At 70.9% G+C, this 25,767-nt stretch carries 19 protein-coding genes and 1 pseudogene; 16 read left to right on the top strand and 4 right to left on the bottom strand.

The window, feature by feature from the left end:
- Positions 1-75: 75 nt before the first annotated feature.
- Complete coding sequence (lexA, locus tag ACWD35_RS02395; protein WP_451349244.1) at positions 76-855, bottom strand: transcriptional repressor LexA; 780 nt, start codon at positions 853-855, stop codon at positions 76-78.
- A gap of 552 nt (positions 856-1,407) precedes the next feature.
- Between lexA and nrdR the strand changes: the two genes are divergently transcribed.
- Complete coding sequence (gene nrdR / locus ACWD35_RS02390; RefSeq protein ID WP_451349243.1) at positions 1,408-1,959, top strand: transcriptional regulator NrdR; 552 nt, start codon at positions 1,408-1,410, stop codon at positions 1,957-1,959.
- Positions 1,960-2,123: 164 nt separating this feature from the next.
- The gene (locus ACWD35_RS02385) at positions 2,124-5,024 is read left to right on the top strand and encodes a vitamin B12-dependent ribonucleotide reductase (protein WP_451349242.1); all 2,901 of its coding nucleotides are present in this window, start codon (positions 2,124-2,126) and stop codon (positions 5,022-5,024) included.
- A 68-nt stretch (positions 5,025-5,092) separates the two neighbouring features.
- Here the strand turns inward: ACWD35_RS02385 and ACWD35_RS02380 are convergent, their stop codons facing one another.
- Entirely contained in the window at positions 5,093-5,677 is a 585-nt protein-coding gene (locus tag ACWD35_RS02380) for a TerD family protein (RefSeq protein WP_451349322.1), read from the bottom strand.
- Between the two features lie 106 nt (positions 5,678-5,783).
- Between ACWD35_RS02380 and ACWD35_RS02375 the strand changes: the two genes are divergently transcribed.
- The 5 genes from ACWD35_RS02375 (at position 5,784) to ACWD35_RS02355 (ending at position 9,562) form a co-directional block, all read left to right on the top strand.
- The gene (locus ACWD35_RS02375; RefSeq protein ID WP_451349241.1) at positions 5,784-6,389 is read left to right on the top strand and encodes a YdbC family protein; all 606 of its coding nucleotides are present in this window, start codon (positions 5,784-5,786) and stop codon (positions 6,387-6,389) included.
- An 80-nt stretch (positions 6,390-6,469) separates the two neighbouring features.
- A complete protein-coding gene (locus ACWD35_RS02370; protein WP_451349240.1) occupies positions 6,470-7,117 on the top strand; it encodes a histidine phosphatase family protein in 648 nt (215 codons plus the stop codon).
- 24 nt (positions 7,118-7,141) lie between these two features.
- On the top strand, positions 7,142-8,047 hold the full coding sequence (locus ACWD35_RS02365) for an ADP-ribosylglycohydrolase family protein (protein WP_451349239.1): 906 nt from the start codon (positions 7,142-7,144) through the stop codon (positions 8,045-8,047).
- Positions 8,048-8,174: 127 nt separating this feature from the next.
- On the top strand, positions 8,175-8,876 hold the full coding sequence (locus ACWD35_RS02360; RefSeq protein WP_451349238.1) for a ribonuclease HII: 702 nt from the start codon (positions 8,175-8,177) through the stop codon (positions 8,874-8,876).
- Positions 8,877-8,944: 68 nt separating this feature from the next.
- Positions 8,945-9,562 carry a hypothetical protein gene (locus ACWD35_RS02355; RefSeq protein WP_451349237.1) on the top strand — a complete coding sequence of 206 codons (618 nt, stop codon included), beginning with the start codon at positions 8,945-8,947 and terminating at the stop codon, positions 9,560-9,562.
- 181 nt (positions 9,563-9,743) lie between these two features.
- Here the strand turns inward: ACWD35_RS02355 and ACWD35_RS02350 are convergent, their stop codons facing one another.
- Positions 9,744-10,364 (bottom strand): hypothetical protein, encoded by a 621-nt coding sequence (locus ACWD35_RS02350; RefSeq protein WP_451349236.1) that lies wholly within the window; start codon positions 10,362-10,364, stop codon positions 9,744-9,746.
- 298 nt (positions 10,365-10,662) lie between these two features.
- On the opposite strand from ACWD35_RS02350, the gene ACWD35_RS02345 reads away from it, so the two are divergent.
- From ACWD35_RS02345 to ACWD35_RS02310, 8 genes and pseudogenes are all read left to right on the top strand, one after another.
- Positions 10,663-12,822 (top strand): RecQ family ATP-dependent DNA helicase, encoded by a 2,160-nt coding sequence (locus tag ACWD35_RS02345; RefSeq protein WP_451349235.1) that lies wholly within the window; start codon positions 10,663-10,665, stop codon positions 12,820-12,822.
- Between the two features lie 356 nt (positions 12,823-13,178).
- Positions 13,179-14,570, top strand: coding sequence for a DUF4192 domain-containing protein (locus ACWD35_RS02340; protein ID WP_451349234.1), 1,392 nt, complete (start codon positions 13,179-13,181; stop codon positions 14,568-14,570).
- A 431-nt stretch (positions 14,571-15,001) separates the two neighbouring features.
- A pseudogene (locus ACWD35_RS02335) lies at positions 15,002-15,470 on the top strand (glycogen debranching N-terminal domain-containing protein); the annotation flags it as partial.
- A gap of 47 nt (positions 15,471-15,517) precedes the next feature.
- A complete protein-coding gene (locus ACWD35_RS02330) occupies positions 15,518-16,276 on the top strand; it encodes an NUDIX hydrolase (RefSeq protein ID WP_451349233.1) in 759 nt (252 codons plus the stop codon).
- A 66-nt stretch (positions 16,277-16,342) separates the two neighbouring features.
- Positions 16,343-18,742 carry an ATP-binding cassette domain-containing protein gene (locus ACWD35_RS02325; protein WP_451349232.1) on the top strand — a complete coding sequence of 800 codons (2,400 nt, stop codon included), beginning with the start codon at positions 16,343-16,345 and terminating at the stop codon, positions 18,740-18,742.
- Between the two features lie 162 nt (positions 18,743-18,904).
- Positions 18,905-19,792, top strand: a complete 888-nt coding sequence (locus ACWD35_RS02320; protein WP_451349231.1) for a FadR/GntR family transcriptional regulator — start codon at positions 18,905-18,907, stop codon at positions 19,790-19,792.
- A 434-nt stretch (positions 19,793-20,226) separates the two neighbouring features.
- Complete coding sequence (locus ACWD35_RS02315) at positions 20,227-21,768, top strand: RNA polymerase sigma factor (RefSeq protein WP_451349230.1); 1,542 nt, start codon at positions 20,227-20,229, stop codon at positions 21,766-21,768.
- Positions 21,769-21,889: 121 nt separating this feature from the next.
- Positions 21,890-22,750, top strand: a complete 861-nt coding sequence (locus ACWD35_RS02310; protein WP_451349229.1) for a serine protease — start codon at positions 21,890-21,892, stop codon at positions 22,748-22,750.
- A gap of 121 nt (positions 22,751-22,871) precedes the next feature.
- Here ACWD35_RS02310 and ACWD35_RS02305 read toward each other — a convergent pair whose 3' ends face one another.
- Complete coding sequence (locus ACWD35_RS02305) at positions 22,872-23,102, bottom strand: DUF7455 domain-containing protein (protein WP_451349228.1); 231 nt, start codon at positions 23,100-23,102, stop codon at positions 22,872-22,874.
- Positions 23,103-23,543: 441 nt separating this feature from the next.
- Between ACWD35_RS02305 and ACWD35_RS02300 the strand changes: the two genes are divergently transcribed.
- Positions 23,544-25,667: a DNA gyrase/topoisomerase IV subunit B gene (locus ACWD35_RS02300; protein WP_451349227.1), complete on the top strand. Its 2,124-nt coding sequence runs from the start codon at positions 23,544-23,546 to the stop codon at positions 25,665-25,667.
- Positions 25,668-25,767: the final 100 nt, after the last annotated feature.

Here is a 25,767-nt window from a genome sequence, read left to right as displayed (position 1 = left end):
AAGACCCCGGAACCGGCGCAGGGGTTCCGGGGCCCGCTCAGGGGGGTGAGCCGTCCGGCTCGCCCGCCGCGGCCGTCACACGCGGCGCAGCACGGCGACGACCTTGCCCAGAATGGTCGCGTCGTCGCCCGGGATCGGCTCGTAGGCCGCGTTGTGCGGGAGGAGCCAGACGTGGCCGTCCTCGCGCTTGAAGCGCTTGACCGTGGCTTCGCCGTCGAGCATGGCCGCCACGATGTCGCCGTTCTCGGCGACGGGCTGGCGGCGGACGGTGACCCAGTCGCCGTCGCAGATCGCGGCCTCGATCATGGAGTCGCCGACGACCTTGAGGACGAACAGTTCGCCGTCACCGACGAGCTGGCGGGGGAGAGGGAAGACGTCCTCGACGGACTCCTCCGCGAGGATCGGGCCACCGGCGGCGATGCGGCCGACCAGCGGGACGTACGACGCGGCGGGCTTGCCGGCGGTGTCCGTGGGCTGCACGCTCACGGCCTGGTCGGAGCCGCGTACCTCGTACGCGCGCGGGCGGTGCGGGTCGCGGCGCAGGAAGCCCTTGCGCTCCAGGGCCATCAGCTGGTGCGCGACCGAGGAGGTGCTGGAGAGGCCGACCGCCTGGCCGATCTCCCGCATGGACGGCGGATAGCCGCGCCGCTGCACCGAGTCCCTGATGACCTCGATCACCCTGCGTTGCCGGTCGGTGAGTCCGGAGCTGTCCGCCCGGATGCCTGGAGGTCGGCCCGGCAGGGAGCGCTTGTGTCCCTCGGGATTCATGGCTTCGTTCATCGCATGTACCGGCTCGACTCGGCCCTGGGAGCGGTCCTGGGCGGTGATGGTGGCACTGTCTGCGGTGGTGGTCACGGCGGCCCCTCTCGATGGTCTCCCTGCTGGACAACGGTAGTTGCTTTCGAAAGGTTGCGCCAAACACACGTTCGAGTGAAAAAGTGCGTTTCACGTGACGCGATCATGTGTCTGGGTGTATGGCTAACGCGGCACCTAGCGGACAAAAGTGCCCATTGTTGTACTCTTCACCGCCGGGGCTGCCGACCTCGTGGGTGGCTTCCCCAGTCTGCCATCCGGAGCCGGTTCGACCGGGCTCCGGACCTCCTTCTGTTCCGGAGTCGCACGCGTCCTCCGTGTGGCGCCCACCGTATCTCCGCAACCGCCCCGGCGGCATCGCTGTGCACACGCGTGTCCGGCCGCCCCTTCTGTGCAGCGACACGCGAGCTCGCCTCGGTGTATGAGCCAATCCCTACATCTAGTGGTTGGATGGCTACGGCAGCCCAGAAGTTGTGTTTTCACGGTGCCCCCCGGTCTTCGGACCCTCCGCGATCGCCTATGCTTGGGGCTGCTTCGAGGGGCCTGTGAGGCCCAGCGAGGCTGTTGAGTCTGCTGTGAGGAGGGTTGGAGATCATGCACTGCCCCTTCTGCAGGCACCCCGACAGCCGCGTCGTCGACAGCCGTACGACCGACGACGGCACATCGATCCGCAGGCGCCGCCAGTGCCCTGACTGCTCCCGTCGTTTCACGACCGTGGAGACGTGCTCGCTCATGGTGGTGAAGCGGTCCGGGGTCACCGAGCCGTTCAGTCGTACCAAGGTCATCAACGGCGTGCGCAAGGCATGCCAGGGACGGCCTGTCACCGAGGACGCGCTCGCCCAGCTCGGCCAGCGGGTCGAGGAGGCGGTGCGGGCCACCGGAAGCGCCGAGCTGACCACCCACGACGTGGGGCTGGCCATACTCGGCCCCTTGCAGGAACTGGACCTCGTCGCCTTTCTGCGATTCGCCTCCGTCTACCGGGCGTTCGACACGCTCGAGGACTTCGAGGCCGCGATCGCGGAGCTGAGGGAGACGACGCGGCGCCCCGCCGCGGACGAGGAAGACGCGGGAGCGGGGAGCCGGGAAGACGAACGCGGGCCCGGAGGGACCACTCAGGTCCCCGTGCCCACTCACGCCGCCGACTGACCGGCAGGCCGGAACGGGGTCGGAGACCCGGGTTCCGGCCGGCAGGCGGCGCAAGAAGACCTGTTGCGGGCGTGGCTGAGGGTGCCCGCAACACAAGACAGAACACCGTGCCACGGGAACAAACGGGGCACTTCAGGGCGTTTTCGCCCGTAGAGGGAGGCGGCATGACAGAGACGGCGAGCGGTCCGGCACGAGGTTCCCGAGCCAAGGGTGCCAAGGGCAGCAAGGGGCTGCGTATCGAGCGCGTCCACACCACCCCCGGCGTACACCCGTACGACGAGGTCGAGTGGGCGCATCGTGACGTCGTCATGACCAACTGGCGCGACGGCTCGGTCAATTTCGAGCAGCGTGGCGTCGAGTTCCCCGACTTCTGGTCGGTGAACGCGGTCAACATCGTCACCAGCAAGTACTTCCGAGGTGCCGTCGGCACCCCGCAGCGTGAGGTCAGCCTCAAGCAGCTGATCGACCGCATCGTGAAGACGTACCGGAAGGCCGGCGAGGACTACAAGTACTTCGCCTCGCCCGCCGACGCCGAGATCTTCGAGCACGAGCTGGCGTACGCCCTCCTGCACCAGATCTTCAGCTTCAACAGCCCCGTCTGGTTCAACGTCGGCACCCCGCAGCCGCAGCAGGTCTCCGCCTGCTTCATCCTGTCCGTCGACGACTCCATGGAGTCGATCCTCGACTGGTACAAGGAAGAGGGCATGATCTTCAAGGGCGGCTCCGGCGCCGGCCTGAACCTCTCCCGCATCCGCTCCTCCAAGGAGCTGCTCTCCTCCGGTGGCAACGCCTCCGGCCCGGTCTCCTTCATGCGCGGCGCCGACGCCTCCGCCGGCACCATCAAGTCCGGTGGTGCCACCCGCCGCGCGGCCAAGATGGTCGTTCTCGACGTCGACCACCCCGACATCGAGGACTTCATCGAGACCAAGGTCAAGGAAGAGGAGAAGATCCGCGTCCTGCGTGACGCGGGCTTCGACATGGACCTGGGCGGCGACGACATCACCTCCGTCCAGTACCAGAACGCCAACAACTCCGTCCGCGTGAACGACGAGTTCATGAAGGCGGTCGAGAAGGGCGGCCAGTTCGGCCTGCGCGCCCGCATGACCGGTGAGGTCATCGAGGAGGTCGACGCCAAGGCGCTCTTCCGCAAGATCGCCGAGGCCGCCTGGGCCTGCGCCGACCCCGGCATCCAGTACGACGACACCATCAACACCTGGCACACCTGCCCCGAGTCCGGCCGGATCACCGCGTCGAACCCGTGCAGCGAGTACATGCACCTGGACAACACGTCCTGCAACCTGGCCTCGCTGAACCTGATGAAGTTCCTCAAGGACGACGGCAAGGGCAAGCAGTCCTTCGACGTCGAGCGCTTCGCCAAGGTCGTCGAGCTGGTCATCACCGCGATGGACATCTCGATCTGCTTCGCGGACTTCCCGACCCAGAAGATCGGCGAGAACACACGCGCGTTCCGCCAGCTGGGCATCGGCTACGCCAACCTCGGCGCCCTGCTGATGGCCACCGGCCACGCCTACGACTCCGACGGCGGCCGTGCCCTGGCCGGCGCCATCACCTCCCTGATGACGGGTACGGCCTACCGCCGCTCCGCCGAACTGGCCGCGGTCGTCGGCCCGTACGACGGTTACGCCCGCAACGCCGACGCCCACAAGCGCGTCATGAAGCAGCACGCCGACGCCAACGGCACGGCCGTCCGCATGGACGACCTGGACACCCCGGTGTGGGCCGCCGCCACGGAGGCCTGGCAGGACGTGCTGCGCGTCGGCGAGCAGAACGGTTTCCGTAACTCCCAGGCGTCCGTCCTCGCCCCGACCGGCACCATCGGTCTGGCGATGTCCTGCGACACCACCGGTGTCGAGCCCGACCTCGCGCTGGTGAAGTTCAAGAAGCTCGTCGGCGGCGGCTCGATGCAGATCGTCAACGGCACCGTCCCGCAGGCCCTGCGCCGCCTGGGCTACCAGGAGGAGCAGATCGAGGCGATCGTCGCCCACATCTCCGAGCACGGCAATGTGATCGACGCCCCCGGCCTCAAGCACGAGCACTACGAGGTGTTCGACTGCGCCATGGGCGAGCGCGCCATCTCCCCGATGGGCCACGTCCGCATGATGGCCGCGATCCAGCCGTGGATCTCCGGCGCCATCTCCAAGACGGTCAACATGCCGGAGACGGCGACCGTCGAGGAGGTCGAGGAGATCTACTACGAGGCGTGGAAGCTGGGCGTCAAGGCGCTCGCGATCTACCGCGACAACTGCAAGGTCGGCCAGCCGCTCTCCGCCAAGTCCAAGGAGAAGGAGAAGGCCGAGGTCACGGAGAAGACCGAGGCGACCATCCGTGAGGCGGTCGAGAAGGTCATCGAGTACCGCCCGGTCCGCAAGCGCCTGCCCAAGGGCCGCCCGGGGATCACCACGTCCTTCACGGTCGGCGGTGCCGAGGGCTACATGACCGCCAACTCCTACCCGGACGACGGTCTCGGCGAGGTCTTCCTGAAGATGTCCAAGCAGGGATCGACCCTCGCGGGCATGATGGACGCCTTCTCCATCGCGGTCTCCGTCGGCCTCCAGTACGGCGTGCCCCTGGAGACGTACGTCTCGAAGTTCACCAACATGCGCTTCGAGCCGGCCGGCATGACGGACGACCCGGACGTGCGGATGGCGCAGTCGATCGTCGACTACATCTTCCGCCGCCTGGCGCTGGACTTCCTGCCCTTCGAGACGCGCTCGGCGCTCGGCATCCACTCCGCCGAGGAGCGCCAGCGCCACCTGGAGACCGGCTCGTACGAGCAGTCCATCGAGGACGACGAGGTCGACGTCGAGGGCCTGGCCCAGTCGGCGCCGCGCGCCCAGGAGCTGAGGGCGGTCGCCGCGCCGAAGGCCGAGGCCGAGACGGTCAAGCCCGACCCGAAGCAGGCGCACACCAGCGCCGAGCTGGTGGAGATGCAGCTGGGCATCCAGGCCGACGCCCCGCTGTGCTTCTCCTGCGGCACGAAGATGCAGCGGGCCGGTTCCTGCTACATCTGCGAGGGCTGCGGCTCGACCAGCGGCTGCAGCTGATGACACGCCGTTCCTGAAGTAAGGGGCGCCGGCAAGAGCCGGCGCCCCTTACTCATGGCTCGTCCGGGTCAGGGCTGGTGGGCCCGGCCCATGATCCGGGTGAAGGCCACCGGGTCCTCGTCGAAGCCGTGGACCCCGGCCTGGAAGTTCCACGCTCCGGACTCGTCCCGCGCGAACGTGGCGATCGTCGCCGCCGTCGCCTCGGGGACCGACGCGAAGTCGTCCTCGGCGAGCACGGTGTAGCGGTCCTTGCGGACACGCATGGCCGGATTCAGTACCTCGGAGAACGTCTTGTGGTCGGGACGCTGCTGGATGGCGACTCCCACCACCACGCGCGCGTACCGGGTGTCCAGACGGTCGAGTTCGAGCATCATGACCTCGTCCCAGCCGAAGCCCTTGCCGTCCGTGCTGTCGCGGTTCAGGAAGATCGTGCCGTCCGGCGAACGGCTGTCGAAGTGCACCACGTAGGCGGGCGTGCCGTAGGGGTCGTCCACCGTGAACGTCGCCGCGACGATGTCGAGATCGGTGGGTGGCTCGCCGGCCGGACTGGGATCCCACTGGAGCCCGACCTCGATCTTGCCGAACCCCTTGCTGAAGTCGCTCACCGCGCCTCCCCTTCCCCCTTTGAGATTGCCTGCTCCCCAACTCCCCAGAAGTCAGGGCTCCTTGCCCATCGTGCCATGCGCGCGGGGGCGCATGCGCGGGTGATCTCCGCCGGAGCGTGACCGGTGCCACGCCCGGTGGCCTTACGATGGCGCGGTGCTGGTCAAGTGGATTCGCTGCACCGTGGTGGACCGCCGCGGTTTCGAGCGGGGGCAGCGGAAATGGGCGGGGCTTCTGGGGGAGCCGGGGTTTCGGGGACAGGGCGGCGGCTGGAGCCGTCAGCGGCCCGGAGTGGCGCACATCTTCGCCTTCTGGGAGAGCCGCGCCTTCTACGACTCCTTCATGGCCCGCTCCCACGACCGGCTCGCGGCGGCCCAGTCCGGCACGTTCAAGGACCTCCAGGCCAAGCTGTTCGAGTACCGCTTCGACGTGAAGACCGGCTTCGAGCCCCGCTTCACCGACACCGACCTGATCCGCGTGGCCCTGTGCCGGATCCACGAGGAGCGCGTCGAGCACTTCACGCTCATGCAGGAGAAGGTCTGGAACCCGGCGATGGCCGGTTCGCCCGGCATGATCCGCGGCATGTTCGCCGAGGCGCCCGAGCAGGAGTTCCTGGTTCTGTCCATGTGGCGGTCGGCCGCTGAACACGGCAAGTACCGCACCGAGCGCGTGGAGCGCCTGGCCCTGCGCGCCCAGACCGAGGCGGACGTGGCCGCCCTCTCGGGCGACATCGTGGAGCTGGAGCCGTCCTGGACGGTCTGAGGCGCGCGCCACGTGTGACCTGTGCCGTACAGGGCCCTTTCGAGTGCTCTCCCGCCGCTCGCTCGACCTAGGGTTGCGGCATGGCACGACCACGGCGCATCGTCCTTGTCCGGCACGGCGAGTCGACCGGGAACATCGACGACTCCGTGTACGAACGCGAACCCGACCACGCACTCGCCCTGACCGAGCGCGGCTGGCAGCAGGCGGAGGAGACCGGCAAGGAGCTCCGGGAGCTCTTCGGTCGCGAGAGCGTGAGCGTGTACGTCTCCCCGTACCGTCGCACGCACGAGACCCTGCGCGCCTTCCAGCTCGACCCCGACCTCATACGGGTGCGGGAGGAGCCGAGGCTGCGCGAGCAGGACTGGGGGAACTGGCAGGAGCGCGACGACGTCCGCCTGCAGAAGGCCTACCGGGACGCCTACGGGCACTTCTTCTTCCGCTTCCCGCAGGGGGAGTCCGGGGCCGACGTGTACGACCGGGTCGGCGGCTTCCTGGAGAGCCTGTACCGCAGCTTCGAGGCTCCCGACCATCCGCCGAACGTGCTCCTGGTGACGCACGGGCTCGCGATGCGGCTGTTCTGCATGCGCTGGTTCCACTGGTCGGTCGCGGAATTCGAGTCCCTGTCGAACCCCGGGAACGCGGAGCTGCGGATGCTCGTTCTCGGAGAGGACGGGAAGTATGCACTGGACAAGCCTTTCGATCGCTGGCGGGAACCGCTGGCGTACTAGGTCACCGGATAGAGTGGGAGGGCGATGACCGCTGATTCCTCTTCTCTCGGGCGCCTGAACCGCGCCCTGGCCAGCCTGCGCGGACTAGCGGTGGGGGACGCGCTGGGCTCGCAGTTCTTCGTTCCGGTGAACTACCCCCTGCTGAAGCGACGCGGGCTGCCTGACGGCCCCTGGCAGTGGACCGACGACACCGAGATGGCCTGCTCCGTCGTGGCCGTCCTCGCCGCCCACCACCGCATCGACCAGGACGCGCTGGCCCGCTCCTTCGCCGAGCACCACGACTTCGACCGGGGCTACGGCCCCGCCGTCAACCGGCTGCTGCGCCTGGTCCGGGAGGGCGGCGACTGGCGCGAGCTGGCCGCCGGGCTCTTCAACGGGCAGGGCTCCTGGGGCAACGGCGCGGCGATGCGCATCGCGCCCCTGGGCGCCTGGTACGCGGACGATCCGGAACAGGCGACCCACCAGGCGGAGATCTCCGCCTACCCCACGCACCAGCACCGCGAGGCCGTGGTCGGAGCCATGGCCGTCGCCGCCGCCGCGGCCCTGGTCGGCTCGCCGGACGGCCCGCCCAGCCCGGAGGCCCTCCTCGACGGCGTCGTCGCCCTCGTGCCGAAGAGCGCCGTGGGCCAGGGGCTGCGCCGGGCCCGGGACATGCTCGACTACGGCGACGCGGGCACCGTGGCGGCCGTCCTGGGCTGTGGCCGCCGTACGACCGCCCATGACACCGTCCCCTTCGCCCTGTGGTCCGCCGCGCGCGCCCTCGGTGACTACGAGACGGCGTTCTGGACGACCGCCCAGGTGGGCGGCGACGTGGACACGACGTGTGCGATCGTCGGCGGCGTCCTCGCTGCCGGCAAGGCCGGGGTGCCGCCCACCGAGTGGGCGGAACGGACCGAGGGACTGCCCGACTGGGTGCCCGCGGGCGTCTGACAGTGGTGCATGCAGGGGTTCACAAATGTGATCTTGCACAGGCCCCGATCGGGATCCCGAGGCGATGATCGATCGGCGGCAACCGGAGTGTCGGACGAGGATCCCGGCGGCGTACGCTAAGGGCGCCATGCCGTACGAACCGCCTACCCATACCGTCGAGCGCTCCCTGCGGGCCACGACCGGAGCGAAGGTCATTGCCGGTGTCGACGAGGTGGGGCGCGGCGCCTGGGCCGGCCCCGTCACCGTCTGTGCCGCGGTCACCGGACTCCGCCGCCCGCCCGAGGGGCTGACCGATTCCAAGCTGCTGACCGTCAAGCGCCGTACGGAACTGGCCGAGGTCCTGCGGGCGTGGGTGACGGCCTACGCGCTGGGGCACGCCTCCCCGGAGGAGATCGACGACCTGGGGATGACGGCCGCCCTGCGGCTCGCCGCGGTCCGTGCTCTGGACGCTCTGCCGGTCCGCCCCGACGCCGTCATCCTCGACGGGAAGCACGACTACCTCGGTGCCCCCTGGAAGGTGCGTACGGTGATCAAGGGCGACCGCTCGTGCATCGCCGTCGCGGCGGCGTCGGTGATCGCCAAGGTCCAGCGCGACAAAATGATGGCCGAACTAGGCGTCGACCATGCAGACTTCGGGTTTGCGGACAACGCCGGGTATCCGTCGCCCGTGCACAAGGCCGCACTGGAGGAACGGGGCCCCACCCCGTACCACCGACTGTCGTGGGCGTATCTTGATGCGCTGCCCCAGTGGCGGCACCTCAAGAAGGTCCGCAGCGGGGCGGACGGAAGCGTTCCGGTAATCGAGGGCCAGCTCGGCTTCGATTTCTGACGTTTCCGCTCGCACTGATGTGCCACCCGGTGATCCGCACCGCTCCAATGTTTGATAAAAATCAGCTCATGCCTCTCATTCCCGAGGAGCCTCAGATTCACGAGAGTGCCCAGGGTCCCCGCGTCGCTCCGGCCAGTGGCCGTACCGCGCCGACCCCCCGCCCCGTACCCGGCCCCCGTCCCGCGGCTCCGTCCCGCCCCGGTCGTCCGGGCCCCCCGCGGCCCACGCCGCCGGTGCAGCGCACCCCGCGTGATACCGCTCCGGTCACTCCAGGTCCGTCCGCTCCGGCCGCGGCGACCCCGCAGATCCAGCTGATCCCGGCCTCGGCCGAGGGCGCCCTCGACGCCGCCGAGGAGGCCGTGGACCTCCTGCTGGAGTCGGGCCGCGCCCCCGGCGACGTCCTCGTGATCACCACGGGTGCCCAGCATCCGTGGGCCGAACACGAGCTGTCCTTCGGCGAGGCCGCCTACTGGTCGCAGCACGACGCCGGCGACGACGTCTTCTACACGGACGTCACCATCGCCTCCCGCGCCGCGACCCGGCCCGTGGTCGTCGTGGCCGTCAACGGCGGTCCCGCCTCCGCTGCCGCCGGTGCCCTTCCGCTGGCCCACGAGCGGGCCGGTGCCCTCCTGATCGTCTGCGGCGACCCGCAGCAGATCAACTCGGTGCTGGGCGCCGGCGTCTGAGCCGCGTCCGGCACTCCGGGGCACCGGGGTGAAGGAGCCGCGCCGACGGCATCGGTTCGGTGCGGCTTTTGGCATGTCCGGCGTGGCATGCCCGGTTGACTGACGGTGGCCGTTCCCAGCACGGGGCGGCCTTCCGGCAGGCTCCCGGGCGCACCTGCCGTCGGCCCCCGGAGTGCGCTCTTCAGCGAGCCGCCGCGCGGCGCAGGACCTCCGAGACCGGGCCACCGGTGCGCGGCGGCAGCGGCGGGGCCTCCGTCATGGCGAAAGGCTCCGGCTCCGAGTGGGCGTTCGGCCGCCGTCCGCCACGCCCCTCGCCGAGCACCTGCCACCCCTCATGGGTCAGCGTGATGTACGCCCCGCAGCGCAGCCCGTGCAGCGTGCAGGCGTCGCGCAGCCCCCACATCCAGGCGCCGTCCTCCTCCGTCCAACGCCCGTCGCCCTCCCGGCAGTACAGCAGTACGGCGGTACGCACCGGAGTGCGGCGGCGCAGGTCGTGCGGGATGACCCGGCGCAGTTGAGCCAGCAGCGCGTTGCGGAACATCCAGCCGTCGGCCGGGGCGGAACGGCGGGTGAACGAGGCACTCGCGCACAGCCGTTCCTCCGGATCGAGGACGGCCACGATCACGGTGGACGGCCCGGGGCGATGGCGGGCGTGCAGCCCGCTGACGACCTCACGGGGGTTGCGCAGCAGCGGGATTCCGGCGGCGGCCCACTCCGCGGGCTCGAGCAGGCGGCTGGCGGAAGCAGCGGACGCGGACGTCGACAACGAGGCCGCCGAGGACGAGGCGAATCCGAAGGTCACGGTTCTCCCTTCGGCTACGCGCCCACATCGCGGGCGGGGTCGGATTCGGGGGGCCGCGCACCGCAGCAGAGCCCAGCCGGACCGCGGACGAGCCGTGCGGGGAGCGGACCTCAATTCTTCCTGTCGAACTGGAATGCGGCAACGAGCAATTGGGGCCACCGGCAGCTATCTGATGGTGCGTGGCTTATATCCCTACCCTGAGAGTCGGCGGTTGACCCCTGAGCCGTCGGCGACGCGGGCTCGGTCGTCACGCTGAGTGAACTGGCCGTCGGCCCTCGGAATCGGGTTGCATGGGGGCATGGACACCCCGGAACTGCGCGCCGAAGCCGATGCCGTCCTCGCCGAGCTGGTCGGCGTTCCGGAGGGTTCCGCGCGGCTGCGGGAGGACCAGTGGCGGGCGGTGGCCGCACTGGTGGAGGAGCGGCGGCGCGCGCTGGTGGTGCAGCGCACGGGCTGGGGCAAGTCGGCGGTGTACTTCGTCGCCACCGCTCTGCTGCGGCGGCGCGGCGCGGGCCCGACGGTGATCGTCTCGCCGCTGCTGGCGTTGATGCGCAACCAGGTCGAGTCGGCTGCCCGGGCCGGCATCCGGGCGCGGACCATCAACTCGGCCAACCCGGAGGAGTGGGACGCGATCCACGAGGAGGTCGACCGCGGCGAGACCGACGTCCTCCTCGTCAGCCCGGAGCGTCTCAATTCCGTCGACTTCCGCGAGAACATGCTGCCCAGGCTCGCGGCCACGACCGGTCTGCTCGTGGTCGACGAGGCACACTGCATCTCCGACTGGGGCCACGACTTCCGCCCCGACTACCGCCGGCTGCGCTCGATGCTCGCCGAACTGGCCCCCGGCGTTCCGGTGCTGGCCACCACGGCGACCGCCAACGCGCGGGTGACCGCGGACGTGGCCGAGCAACTGGGGACCGGCGCCGGCGAGGCCCTGGTGCTGCGCGGCACGCTGGAGCGGGAGAGCCTGCGGCTGGGGGTGGTCCAGCTGCCGGACGCCGCGCACCGGCTGGCCTGGCTGGCCGAGCACCTGGACGAGCTGCCGGGGTCCGGGATCATCTACACGCTGACGGTGGCCGCGGCCGAGGAGGCCACCGCCTTCCTGCGCCAGCGCGGCTTCCCGGTGGCCTCCTACACGGGCCGCACGGAGAACGCCGACCGGCTGCAGGCCGAGGAGGATCTGCTGGCCAACCGGGTCAAGGCGCTGGTCGCGACGTCCGCGCTCGGCATGGGCTTCGACAAGCCGGACCTGGGCTTCGTGGTCCATCTCGGCTCGCCGTCCTCGCCGATCGCCTACTACCAGCAGGTGGGCCGCGCGGGCCGCGGGGTGGAGCACGCCGACGTCCTGATGCTGCCGGGCAAGGAGGACGAGGCCATCTGGCGCTACTTCGCCGACACGGCCTTCCCGCCCGAGGAACAGGTGCGCCAGACCCTCTCGGCCCTCGCCGGGGCGGGACGCCCGCTGTCCGTGCCGGCCCTGGAGGCGGCGGTGGACCTGCGGCGCACGCGGCTGGAGGCCATGCTCAAGGTGCTCGACGTGGACGGCGCCGTGCGGCGGGTCAAGGGCGGCTGGGAGAGTACTGGGCAGCCCTGGCGGTACGACACCGAGCGGTACGCCTGGGTGGCGCGGCAGCGGGCCGCCGAGCAGGAGGCCATGCGCGACTACATGAGCACGTCCCGGTGCCGGATGGAGTTCCTGCGGCAGCAGCTGGACGACGACGGCGCGGTCCCGTGCGGCCGGTGCGACAACTGCGCGGGCCCGTGGATCGGTTCGTCCGTGTCGGCCGAGGCGCTGACGGGGGCGGCGAAGGAACTGGACCGCCCGGGCGTCGAGGTCGAGCCGCGCCGCATGTGGCCCACGGGGATGCCCGCGCTCGGCATCGACCTCAAGGGCCGCATCCCGGCCGGCGAGCAGTGTGCCACCGGGCGCGCCCTGGGCCGGCTGTCGGACATCGGCTGGGGAAACCGCCTGCGCCCGCTGCTGGCCGAGAACGCGGCCGACGGGCCGGTCCCCGACGCGGTGCTCGAGGCCGCGGTCGCCGTCCTCGCCGACTGGGCGCGCTCACCGGGCGGCTGGGCAGCGAACGTCCCGGACGCCTCCGCCCGGCCGGCGGGAGTCGTCGCCGTACCGTCCCTGGCCCGTCCGGAACTGGTCGGCTCCCTCGCCCGGGGCATCGCGGCCGTCGGCCGCCTCCCCTTCCTGGGCACCCTGACGTACACCGGGCCGGACGGTGCGCACGCGGCGCGCCGCAGCAACTCCGCCCAACGCCTGCGGACGTTGTCCGGGGCCTTCGCCGTCGGCGAGGAGCTGGCCGGTGCGCTGGAGCGTACGCCCGGCCCCGTCCTGCTCGTGGACGACTACACCGACTCCGGATGGACGCTCGCGGTCGCTGCCCGTCTGCTTCGCCGGGCAGGCAGCGGGCAGGTTCTCCCGCTGGTGCTCGCCGCCGCGGGCTGAACCTCATCGCCGCCTGTCTCGACGGCGACGTGGAGGCGCTCATGGCGGTACTGGCCTCCGACGTGACGATGTGGGCGGACGGCAACGGGCACGCGAAGACCCCGCGCGTCCCGCTGCGCGGCTCCGCCGCGCAGGCGTCTTCGCCGTGGTCACCACGGACATCGATCTGCGCGGCGACCGCCCCCGCATCACCGCGGTACGCGCCATCCGCGACCCCGAAAAGCTGAGCCGCGTCCCGGTCGCGCGCTGAACGGCGGCGGCACGTCCCGGTATGCGGGGCCCGTTCTTGGCGTGTCCCTGGTCCGAGTTATCCACAGGCCAAAGCGGAATCTCGTGATCCGCGAGATCGTCCGTGCATGACGAATCACAGCGAAACGACAGGACCCTCCGAAAACGGCGACATCGCGGGACACTCCACCCCGGTCACCCTGCGCACCCCGGCCGAGCTGGCCGACGCCCTGCCCTATCTGCTCGGCTACCGCCCCGAGGACAGCATGGTGCTGGTCGCCCTCCACGACCGGGGAGGGCGGGGCAGGTTCGGCGGCCGGGCCCGGCTCGGGATCCCCGCCGGCGAGGAGGACTGGAAGGCCGCGGCGAGCCAGCTGGTCCGCGGCCTGATCACTGGCAGCGAGCGCCGAGGTGCCCGGCCCGAGCAGATCGTGGCCTACGTCTGCCGGGAACCGGGACCGGGGGAGTCGGGCACGGACGTCATGCGCCGGCTCCAGCCGCTCGCCCACCTGCTGCGCACCGAGTGCGGCGAACTCGATGTGCCGGTGATCGAGGCACTCTGCATCTCGGACGGCCGCTTCTGGTCGTACTGCTGCCCGACCGCGGACTGCTGCCCCGAGGCCGGCTCACCGATGGGCTTGCCCGGCACCTCGGTACTGGCAGCGGCGGCCACCTACGCCGGTATCCAAGTACGGGGCACCCTGCGGGAGTTGCGGGCCAGACTGCTGCCCTGGGAGACCCGGGCCGCCCTGGAGCAGGAGGTCGCCCTCGACGCGGCCGGCCTGGCCCTGGTGCCGCGCATCCTGGACGACGCGACCCGCGCGGAGGTGGCGGAGCGGACCCTCGACCTCGCCGGGCGGATCATCCACCGGTTCGCCGCGGCAGCCCCGGTGTGCGGTACGCACCCGGCGGACCTGCGCGACGACGGCCTGCTCGGACACGACGAGGCGGCCACGCTGATCCTCGGGCTCCAGGACCGTACGACCCGTGACCGCGCGGCGGCGTGGATGGAGGGCGACGAGGCGGGCCCGGCCCTGCGGCTCTGGCGCGCCCTGGCTCGCCGCTGCGTGGGGCCGTACGGGGAACACGCCGCCGCCCCGCTGACCCTGGCGGGCTGGGTCGCCTGGTCGACCGGGGACGAACTGGAGGCCCGGGAGGCCCTGGCGATGGCGCTGGGCGCGGACCCCGACTACCTCTTCGCCCGACTGCTCCATCAGGCTTGCAACGAAGGGCTCGATCCCGAGGCGATCCGCCGCTGCCTGCGGGCGGAACGCGGGGGACCGGCGCGGGTCGAACCCCCGGGACCGGACGACGGCTCCCGGCGCCGTCGCCGCGTGCGGTCCACCGAGGGCGGACGGCGACGGTCGGGCGGCTCCCACCCCCGGCCGTCGGCGGCGGGCCACTCGCGGCCCGGCGGTGAGGGGACAGGCGGCACTGCGAGGAAAGGCGGCGCGCGCAGGCGTGCGGCAGGCGCGGACGACGGTACGGCCGGCAACACCGTGCCCGGGGGCGGCCAGTAGGCACCCGAGGCGGACGCACTCCGACCGACCGCGATTCGGTCGGCTTCCCCGAAGCGAGGCGTGACCCCGACGAGCCCCCTTCCTTTCACCTGAGCGCCGGAACGCCTGCATGGGCCGTGCCGCCGTACGACCTTGTCCCGTCGGTCGCAAGCGACCCCATGCATCAGCAGCCGACTCCGCCTTCTCCGCCCCCCCGGGCACCCGCCCGCGCGCGTCGCTCCCTAGGCCCTGTCGTCACGGTGTCAGGTCTGCGTGGCCGGACGCGAACCGCTGGCGGTGCGGGCTGGGATGACCGGGGCCGACCGGGCCCGCTTCGTGGGGACGCTGAGCGCCTCCCCCGGGACGGGCCCCGACCCCGACGTCTCGTCGAGCGCACCCGCCATGCCGACGGCACCGAACACATCGCCTTCCGCAACGCGGCCCTGCGCCCCCTGCGACTGCCTGGGGCCAAGGAGGCGGGACACAGCCTCTTCGGTCACCGGACCGGGGCCGTACGGGTCCACGACCGCGGTCGCCGTCGCCGGACTGTGCGCCGCGGGCCGCGAGAGAGGCGGGCGGCCTGCTGCGGGGCCTGCTGGAGGCGGCGGAATACTCCGGGTACCGGCTGCCGAGATGTTCGCCGGAGAGCAGCGCTCCGCCGGGACCGTTCCCCTTCCGCACCCGGCTGCCTGCCGGCCGGCCGCCACCGCGGCGGCCTCCGCGTCCTGCTGCTCACCGCGCTCGCCGGCATCCGACGTCCCCGCCCGCACGGTCACCCTGCGCCCGGCGTGGAGCGTGCCCCTCGGCGAGCTCGGCCTGACCGGACTGAGGATCTCGGGCGTCCCCTTCACGGTGCGGATCAGCCGCCTGGGACTGGCCATGGTCGAGGAAGCGGCGGACGATCTGCGATTGGGAGCGTGACCGAGGAAGGAGGTGTTTATCGTCAGGCAGACGACTATGATCGCGGCATGCCCTACGACCCGTCAGCCTTTCCGCCCTTCGCCGTCACCGTGGACCTGGTCGTGCTGACCGTACGCCGCCATGCCCTGTGTGCGCTGGCGGTGCGCAGGGGCGAGCCCCCCTTCCAGGGGCGCTGGGCACTGCCCGGCGGCTTCGTGCGGGCCGACGAGGACCTGTCCCAGGCGGCGGCACGGGAACTGGTGGAGGAGACCGGGCTGTGCGTCCACGATCCCGCGACCCCGGCCCAGGACAACGGCGCCCATCTCGAACAGCTGGCCACCTACGGCGACCCCAAGCGGGACCCGCGGATGCGCGTGGTCAGCGTGGCTCACCTCGTCCTCGCCCCCGACCTGCCCGCACCCCGCGCGGGCGGTGACGCGAGCAACGCCCGCTGGGCTCCGGTCGAGGAACTGCTCCAGCAGGGCGGCTACGGCCGTGACGGCGAGCCCGTCGCGCCCCTCGCCTTCGATCACGCCCAGATCCTCGCGGACGGCGTCGAACGGGCCCGGTCCAAGATCGAGTACTCCTCGCTGGCCACCGCCTTCTGCCCGCCCGAGTTCACCGTGGGTGAGCTGCGCCGGGTCTACGAGGCGGTGTGGGGCGTGGCTCTCGACCCGCGCAACTTCCACCGCAAGGTCACCGGGACACCCGGATTCCTCGTCCCCACGGGCGGTACGACCACCCGTCAGGGCGGCCGGCCGGCGCAGCTCTTCCGGGCGGGCGGTGCCACCCTGCTCAACCCGCCGATGCTGCGCCCGGAGGTCTGAGGCACATCTTTGTGATAAAGGGTGTGATACATAAAAAACCGGACATTACGCGCTATCTTTCTGCAGGTGATCCAGGCCTTCGGACTGACCAGCAACCCCCGCAAGGCGCATCCGCCTGCCGTGGACGACGTCTCCTTCGAAGCGCGCGCCGGCCAAATCACCGTGCTCCTCGGAAGCCAGGGCGCGGGCAAGACGACGGTGCTCAGACTGATGCTCGAACTCCAACAGGGCCGCGGCATCACGTACTTCAGGGGGCGGCCCCTGCACCGGATCGCCCACCCGTCGCGGGAGGTCGGCGTGCTCCTCGGCGATGTTCCCGGGCATCCAGCCCGCTCCGTCCGCGGCCACCTGCGCATGCTGAGCGCGGCGGCGGGGGTTCCGGCCCGGCGGGCCGACGAGGTTCTCGAAGTGGTCGGCCTCGTCAGCCTGCGCGAGGAGCGCCTCGGCACACTGTCCCGTGGCATGGACCGCCGGCTGGGCCTGGCCTGCGCGTTGCTGCCCGACCCGCACACCCTCGTCCTCGACGAGCCCGCCCACGGCCTCTCCGCCCGCGAGGCGGCTTGGCTGCACGGCATGCTGCGGGCCCACGCCGCCCAGGGCGGCACGGTGCTCTTCACGACCGCCGATTCCAAGGAGGCCGCGCGCGCCGCCGACCACGTCGTCACCCTTGACGACGGCCGGACCGTCGCCGACCAGGAGGCACGGCGGTTCGCCCGCACCCGGCTGCGCCCGCGCGTGGCCGTCCGCAGCCCCCATGCCACGCGCCTCGCGGCCCTGCTCACCAAGGAGGCCCGCACCGCCCAACGCTCCGTCGAAGTCGTACGGGAGGACGGCAACCGCCTCTCCGTGTACGGCACGACGACCGCCGACGTCGGCGAGACGGCGTACCGCCACGGCATCCTCATCCATCAACTGGCAGACGAAGTGGGCGACATGGGGCCGGACGCCGAACCGGACCCCGGCGGCGACGGGTGTCCCGAGGGCGAGCCGCTGCCGGCCGGGCCCGAGCAGTCCGCAGCGAGCCCCTTCGGGACCAGCCAGACCCAGCCCGTGCCGGGCTCCGCGCCGTCGGATCACGCATCAGCGGTGCCGGGTTCGCCGTCGGCGCAGTGGGGTGCTCCGCAGACCCCGGCGGCGTCGCCTGACTCTTCGTCACCCGAGCCCGATCCAGAGGCCGCACCGAGCCCCTCCGAGACGGGCCAGATGTCGGCCGCGCCCGGTCGCGCGTCGCCGCAGAGTTCCCATGTCTCCGACGATGAACCGGCATCGCCCGGGGAAGCCGTCGGACACCAGCGCGGGCCGGATCCGGCCAAGGCCGCTGATGCCACTCCGGCGGAGGGCGGCCAGACGCCGGCCGTCGCGACCGAGGGAGTCGACGGCGTGGCCTCCGAGGTTGCCGACTCCGCTGCCATGGACGGCTCGGACGACGGTGGCGACCCTGTCCCCGCCGAGGCGCTCGCGCATGCCGACGGCGTCGGGTCCGCCGACGCCGCGGCCACCCTGGACGCCGGACGCACCAAGGTCTCCCTCGCCCCGGAGGCGCACGCCGACACCACGAGAACTCCCACAGCGGGCATTCCCGGTGCCCGGGACCCAGGCAGCCGCCGGCCGCGGCCCGACCGCTCCGCGCCCCCCGACGAGGTCCGTTCCCTCGACACCCTGTCCGCTCTCCCGCCCCCCATCTCCGTCCGCCCCGCCCGCAGCCCCCTGCGCCCTCTGCGCTACGAACTCCGGCGCGCCACCGGCATCGGCGTCGGCTTCCTCACCTGCGGGGCCGTGCTGGTGGTGTCCGCGCTCACCGCCGTACTCCTGGCCCGGATCGGCCACACCCCGCAGGCGCGGCTGTTCGCGGCGTGGCCGCGACAGATGCCGCTGCCGCCCTCGGCGCTCGCGGCGGGACTGCTCGGTGCGCTGGCCTTCGGGGACGAGTTCCGCCACCCCGCCCTGGCGGCGGACCGCGGCACCGTGCCCCGCCGGCTGGGGCTGCTGACCGCGAAACTCCTCGTCGCCGGTGCCACCGCCGTGATGCTGGCCTTCCTCACCGTGGGCTGCGACGCCGAAATGCTCTATCTCGTCTACGGACGGGAGCTGACACTAGTTCCCGCGGACTGGCTTTCGCTGAGCGCGAGTTGGTTCGGGCTGATGGTCGGCTGCGCATGGTCCGGGGTCCTCGCGGCCGGTGTCTTCCGGTCCACCACGGCAGGGCTCGCCGCCGTGCTGGCCGCACCCGTCCTCGTCGTACCCCTCCTGTACAAGGCGCTGCAGGGTCCTGCCGCGCGGACGGTGGCCGGATTCCCGGCGCGGATGAGGGAGGTGTTCCTGCTGCAGTGGCCCTTCGGAGGCGAGCGCTACCTGCTCGGCGTAGCCCGGGTCGTCGCTCAACCCGTGGGCGGTGCACTGGCGTTGTCGCTCACGGCACTGCTGTGCGCGTATCTGCTCACGGCGCTCCGAACCAGGTTCCGATGACGACCGTCCGCACGGTTCCGGTCCTGCCGTGCGCACAACTCCCCGGTTAAAGCCCATTTCTTTCCGATAAGGCGTCAATTGCGACGGGGTGAGCGATCACCCTTTCGTGTGCTTTTCACCAAAGACCTCAAGGGAGTTGAAGGCGGCGCCGACAAAGGATCCGTGAGTACCCTTGCGCACACCATGATGACCGCCGCCCGCTCCACAGACTCAGGTCTGGTCGGCCCGGGCGAACTCGACCGTTACCCCTACGCGGACGCCCCGGTGGCCGACCGCGTCGGACCGCCCGCCTGGGAAGGGGCGGACCCCGAACTGGGCCGCGTCGGCCGGCGCGCCGCAGGCAGCCGCGGACGCGGACTGCACGGCCAACTCGTCCAGCAGCTGGGGCAGATGATCGTCTCCGGCGACCTGGGCGCGGACCGCCCGCTGGTGCCCGAGGAGATCGGCCAGCGCTTCGAGGTCTCGCGCACCGTCGTCCGCGAGTCCCTCCGTGTCCTGGAGGCCAAGGGCCTCGTCAGCGCCCGCCCCAACGTCGGCACGCGCGTGCGTCCCGTCAGCGACTGGAACCTCCTCGACCCGGACATCATCGAGTGGCGGGCCTTCGGGCCGCAGCGCGACGACCAGCGCCGTGAGCTGAGCGAGCTGCGCTGGACGATCGAGCCGCTCGCCGCCCGCCTCGCCGCCGGGCACGGGCGCGAGGAGGTGCAGCAGCGCCTCAGCGACATGGTCGAGATCATGAGCCACGCCATGGCGCAGGGCGACGCGCTGACCTGCTCGCGCGCCGACATCGAGTTCCACGCGCTGCTCATCCAGATCGCCGGCAACCGCATGCTGGAGCACCTCTCCGGCATCGTGTCGGCCGCCCTCCAGGTCTCCGGTGGCCCGGTCACGGGCTGTGACCGGCCGAACGAAGCGTCCCTCGCGCAGCACGCGCGGATCGTCGACGCGCTCGGCACCGGCGACGGTACGGCGGCGGAGTCCGCCATGCGGCAACTGCTCACCGTCCACCCCGAGGTGGAGCGCGTGGTTCCCGCCCCGCGCGAACATTGAGGCGAGCACCGGCCCGCACCGCCGGCGGGGCGGTCGTCGGCGCACGGTGTCCTCCTGGCTTACCGTGGCGGCGCCGGGCCCTGCCGGATCACACAGGGTCCGGCAGGGCCCGGCGCCGCAACGGCCCGCCGAGGTCGCCGAAGTCGCCGTAGCGGCCCGGGTTGACACTTCGATGTCGCCTTCCGTCCGTGTCTGACCGTTTTTGGCCGCTTACGGGGTGTGACCCGGGCCACGCAGATTGGGCGTAACGCTCGCGGAAACAGCGCGATGACCTAAGAGGTGACAGCCGCGGAGGGAATACGGACGCCATGTACGGCGCTGTGGATCTCCCCGGCCCCGCCCGCGCCGTCGGCCCAATCCCCAGGCCGGTGGTCGGCGCCTGTCCGCAGTGGACGGTGCCGGAAGCCGTTTTCCAACGTTCCGAGAGGTTGTTCGTGTCGGCCAGCACATCCCGTACGCTCCCGCCGGAGATCGCCGAGTCCGTCTCTGTCATGGCGCTCATTGAGCGGGGAAAGGCTGAGGGGCAGATCGCCGGCGACGATGTGCGTCGGGCCTTCGAAGCTGACCAGATTCCGGCCACTCAGTGGAAGAACGTACTGCGCAGCCTCAACCAGATTCTTGAGGAAGAGGGTGTGACGCTGATGGTCAGTGCCGCAGAGCCCAAGCGCACCCGAAAGAGCGTCGCAGCGAAGAGCCCGGCGAAGCGCACCGCCACCAAGACGGTCGCGGCGAAGACGGTGACCACCCGTAAGGCCACCGCCGCCACGTCCGCCCCGGCTGCGCCCGCCGCCTCCGTCCCCGCCGATTCCGCCGAGGAAGCCGCACCGGCCAGGAAGGCCGCGGCCAAGAAGACGACCGCCAAGAAGGCGGTCGCGAAGAAGACCGTCGCGAAGAAGACGGCCGCCAAGAAGACCACGGCCAAGAAGGACGACGTCGAGCTCATCGAGGAAGAAGTCCTCGAGGACACCAAGGCCGCCGACGAGCCGGAGGGCGCCGAGAGCGCCGGCTTCGTCCTGTCCGACGAGGACGAGGACGACGCGCCCGCCCAGCAGGTCGCCGCCGCGGGTGCCACCGCCGACCCGGTCAAGGACTACCTGAAGCAGATCGGCAAGGTCCCCCTGCTCAACGCCGAGCAGGAGGTCGAGCTGGCCAAGCGCATCGAGGCGGGTCTGTTTGCCGAGGACAAGCTGGCCAACGCCGACAAGCTCGCGCCGAAGCTGAAGCGTGAGCTGGAGATCATCGCCGAGGACGGCCGCCGCGCCAAGAACCACCTCCTGGAGGCCAACCTCCGTCTGGTGGTCTCGCTGGCCAAGCGCTACACCGGCCGCGGCATGCTCTTCCTGGACCTCATCCAGGAGGGCAACCTCGGTCTGATCCGCGCGGTCGAGAAGTTCGACTACACCAAGGGCTACAAGTTCTCCACGTACGCCACCTGGTGGATCCGTCAGGCGATCACCCGCGCCATGGCCGACCAGGCCCGCACCATCCGTATCCCGGTGCACATGGTCGAGGTCATCAACAAGCTCGCGCGCGTGCAGCGCCAGATGCTCCAGGACCTGGGCCGCGAGCCCACCCCGGAGGAGCTGGCCAAGGAGCTCGACATGACCCCGGAGAAGGTCATCGAGGTCCAGAAGTACGGCCGCGAGCCCATCTCGCTGCACACCCCGCTGGGTGAGGACGGCGACAGCGAGTTCGGTGACCTCATCGAGGACTCCGAGGCCGTCGTTCCCGCCGACGCCGTCAGCTTCACGCTTCTGCAGGAGCAGCTGCACTCGGTTCTGGACACCCTGTCCGAGCGCGAGGCCGGCGTCGTCTCCATGCGCTTCGGCCTCACCGACGGTCAGCCGAAGACCCTGGACGAGATCGGCAAGGTGTACGGCGTGACGCGTGAGCGCATCCGCCAGATCGAGTCCAAGACCATGTCGAAGCTGCGCCACCCGTCGCGTTCGCAGGTGCTGCGCGACTACCTCGACTAGGTCGCGGCTCCACGCCACCGAAGGCCCGGTTCCCCTCGCGGGGGCCGGGCCTTCGTGCTGCGCGCGGCGGCGCCGTGGATGACTCTGGGTGTTCCAGCACCGCCCGAGAGTGAGGTCCTGTATGCGTGGTTCCGCAGTCCGCACGCTGATCCGGCCGCTGGCCCTGGTGGCCGCAGTGACCGCCATACCCCTGGCCGGCGCCGCTCCGGTGGCCGCCGACAGTGTGGTGGTCGGGGGGTTTCCGATAGACATCACCCAGGCCCCGTGGACGGTGGCGCTGGCCAGCCGTGACCGGTTCGGGGGTACGCGGGCGGGGCAGTTCTGCGGCGGCGTGGCCATCGCGCGGACCACGGTGCTCACCGCGGCCCACTGTCTGGCCGAGGACGTCCTGGGAGCGCCGCCTAGCGGCCTGCGGGACCTCAAGGTCATCGCGGGCCGCACGGACCTGCTGTCGGCCGACGGCGAGGAGATCGCCGTCCAGGACGCCCGGGTCAACCCGCGCTACGACGCCACGGCCAACTCCGGTGACTTCGCCGTCCTCACGCTCGCCAAGCCGCTGCCGCAGAGCGCCGTCGTGACCATGGCCGCGCCGGGGGACGCGGCGTACGCGCCCGGGACGGAGGCTCTGGTCTCCGGGTGGGGTGACACGACCGGCTGGGGTGCCTACGCGCTTCGGCTCCATGCGGCACGCATGAACGTGCTGGGCGACGAGCTCTGCGCCCGTGCCTACCCGGGCGGCCCGGAGGGCGCGTACCGCGCCGACACCATGCTCTGCGCCGGCGAGGCCGCCGGAGGACCAGACGCCTGTCAGGGCGACAGCGGCGGCCCTCTGGTGGCCGGGGGACGGCTGATCGGACTGGTGTCCTGGGGGAGCGGCTGCGGGCGGCCCGGGAGCCCCGGTGTCTACACACGGGTCTCCGAGGTCGTACGTGCCCTGGAACCGGCCGCGAGCGGGCCGCAGCGGCTCCTCAGGCGCTCCTGAGGGGCGCAGGGGTACACAGGGGCTACGCAGGGGGCACACGAGCACGGGCGGTCGCTCCTGCAAGGGAGCGACCGCCCGTGCTCCGGCCTGTGCCGGGGCTGGCTCGTCGGGTGTGCGAGATTCAGCGCTCTTCTTCGGAAACGGAGTTCGGAACGGAGGTCAGCCGCTCCGTCTCGTCCTGTATCTCAGCGGCGATCTTCTTGAGTTCCGGCTCGAACTTGCGCCCGTGGTGGGCACAGAAGAGCAGTTCTCCGCCGCTCACCAGGACGACGCGCAGGTATGCCTGGGCGCCGCAGCGGTCGCAGCGGTCGGCGGCCGTCAGCGGGCTCGCGGGGGTCAGAACAGTAGTCACGTCGCCTCTTCTCTAGCTCGACGAGCTGTCGTACCAGGGTCAACATCCAACCAGCCAGAAAATGTTCCCGCTCGTGGCTTTCCTCGAAAAATTTCTTCCGAGGCGGCTGTCTGCTGCCGGTTGGCGGCGAATGTGCCGTAGTGCGTCTCTTGTGTGCTTACGGTTTCGCGCTGTCTTCAGTCTCGGTCCTCCCGGCCGGGTTGCCGGTTGTGCATGAGGACGTGCCCGGAGCCTAAATGGTTCATGCCTCCAATGGAACGTGATGTGTACTTCACTCCATCGAGGGATCGAACGTGCATGCGAGTCTGGACTAGTCTGAGTTTCCCGACGAGGGTGGCGTTACAACGGCTCTACCAGGCCTCGGTACCCTCTGAGCGGCGACCGAAGCCGCCCCCCTTACCCAGAAGGGGGCCACCTGAAATTCAGCGAGGAGCGAACCGCGTGACCGCCGATACGTCCGTGCCGTCCACAGCGCTGCTGGCAGGAGCAGACCGGGACGGTTCCAACTACACCGCGCGGCACCTGCTCGTCCTTGAGGGCCTTGAGGCCGTGCGCAAGCGCCCGGGCATGTACATCGGCTCGACCGACAGCCGCGGTCTCATGCACTGCCTGTGGGAGATCATCGACAACGCCGTGGACGAGGCCCTCGGCGGCTACTGCGACCACATCGACGTGATCCTCCACGACGACGGCTCCGTGGAAGTGCGGGACAACGGCCGTGGCATCCCCGTGGACGTGGAGCCCAAGACCGGCCTGTCCGGCGTCGAGGTCGTCATGACCAAGCTCCACGCCGGCGGCAAGTTCGGTGGCGGCTCGTACGCCGCCTCCGGCGGCCTGCACGGCGTCGGTGCCTCCGTGGTCAACGCCCTCTCCGCGCGCCTCGACGTCGAGGTGGACCGCGGCGGACACACGCATGCGATCAGCTTCCGGCGCGGCGTGCCGGGCGCCTTCGCGGCGGACGGCGCCGACGCGAAGTTCGAGGCCAAGAGCGGGATGCGCAAGACCAAGAAGATCCCCAAGACCCGCACCGGCACGCGCGTGCGGTACTGGGCCGACCGGCAGATCTTCCTGAAGGACGCCAAGCTCACCCTGGAGACGCTGCACCAGCGGGCTCGCCAGACCGCGTTCCTGGTGCCGGGCCTGACCATCGTCGTCCGCGACGAGTTCGGCCTCGGCGAGGGCGGCAGCAAGGGCGAGGAGTCCTTCCGGTTCGACGGCGGCATCAGCGAGTTCTGCGAGTACCTGGCGAACGACAAGCCGGTCTGCGACGTCCTCCGCTTCGCGGGCAAGGGCACCTTCAAGGAGACCGTCCCGGTCCTGGACGAGCACGGCCAGATGACCCCGACCGAGGTCACCCGCGAGCTGGGCGTGGACATCGCGCTGCGCTGGGGCACGGGCTACGACACGACCCTCCGGTCCTTCGTCAACATCATCGCCACCCCCAAGGGCGGCACCCACGTCTCCGGCTTCGAGCAGTCCGTGACGGGGGTGTTCAACGACGTGCTGCGCGCCAAGAAGCTGCTGCGCGTAGCCGAGGACAACATCGTCAAGGACGACGCCCTGGAGGGCCTGACGGCCGTCGTCACCGTGCGCCTGGCCGAGCCGCAGTTCGAGGGCCAGACCAAGGAGGTTCTCGGCACCTCGGCGGCCCGCCGCATCGTGAACACCGTGGTCACCAAGGAGCTGAAGGCGTTCCTGACCTCCACCAAGCGGGACGCCGCCGCCCAGGCCCGGGTCATCATGGAGAAGGTGGTCGCCGCCGCCCGCACGCGTGTCGCGGCCCGCCAGCACAAGGACGCCCAGCGGCGGAAGACCGCCCTGGAGTCCTCGTCCCTGCCGGCCAAGCTTGCCGACTGCCGCAGCGACGACGTCGACCGCAGCGAGCTGTTCATCGTCGAGGGCGACTCCGCGCTCGGTACGGCCAAGCTGGCCCGGAACTCCGAGTTCCAGGCCCTGCTGCCGATCCGGGGCAAGATCCTCAACGTGCAGCGGTCGTCCGTGACCGACATGCTCAAGAACGCCGAGTGCGGCGCGATCATCCAGGTCATAGGAGCGGGCTCGGGCCGCACCTTCGACATCGACCAGGCCCGCTACGGCAAGATCATCATGATGACCGACGCCGATGTGGACGGCTCCCACATCCGCTGCCTGCTCCTGACGTTGTTCCAGCGCTACATGCGGCCCATGGTCGAGGCCGGCCGGGTCTTCGCCGCGGTGCCGCCGCTGCACCGCCTCGAGATCGTCCAGCCGAAGAAGGGCCAGGACAAGTACGTCTACACGTACTCGGACCGCGAACTGCGTGACAAGCTCATGGAGTTCCAGAGCAAGGGCATCCGGTACAAGGACTCCATCCAGCGCTACAAGGGTCTGGGCGAGATGGACGCCGACCAGCTGGCCGAGACCACGATGGACCCGCGCCACCGCACCCTGCGCCGCATCAACCTCTCCGACCTGGAGGCCGCGGAACAGGTCTTCGACCTGCTCATGGGCAACGACGTGGCACCCCGCAAGGAGTTCATCTCCAGCTCGGCGGCGACACTGGACCGCTCGCGGATCGACGCGTAGCCGCTGCGCCGGGCTTCGGCCGACGGGAGGGCTTGCCGGCGTACGCGTCGGCAGGCCCTCCACCCGTGGGTGGAGGCCGACGGGCCGTATGGTTCCACCC

Source organism: Streptomyces sp. NPDC002671 (assembly GCF_053592475.1).
This window is presented reverse-complemented; position numbering and strand designations above follow the sequence as displayed.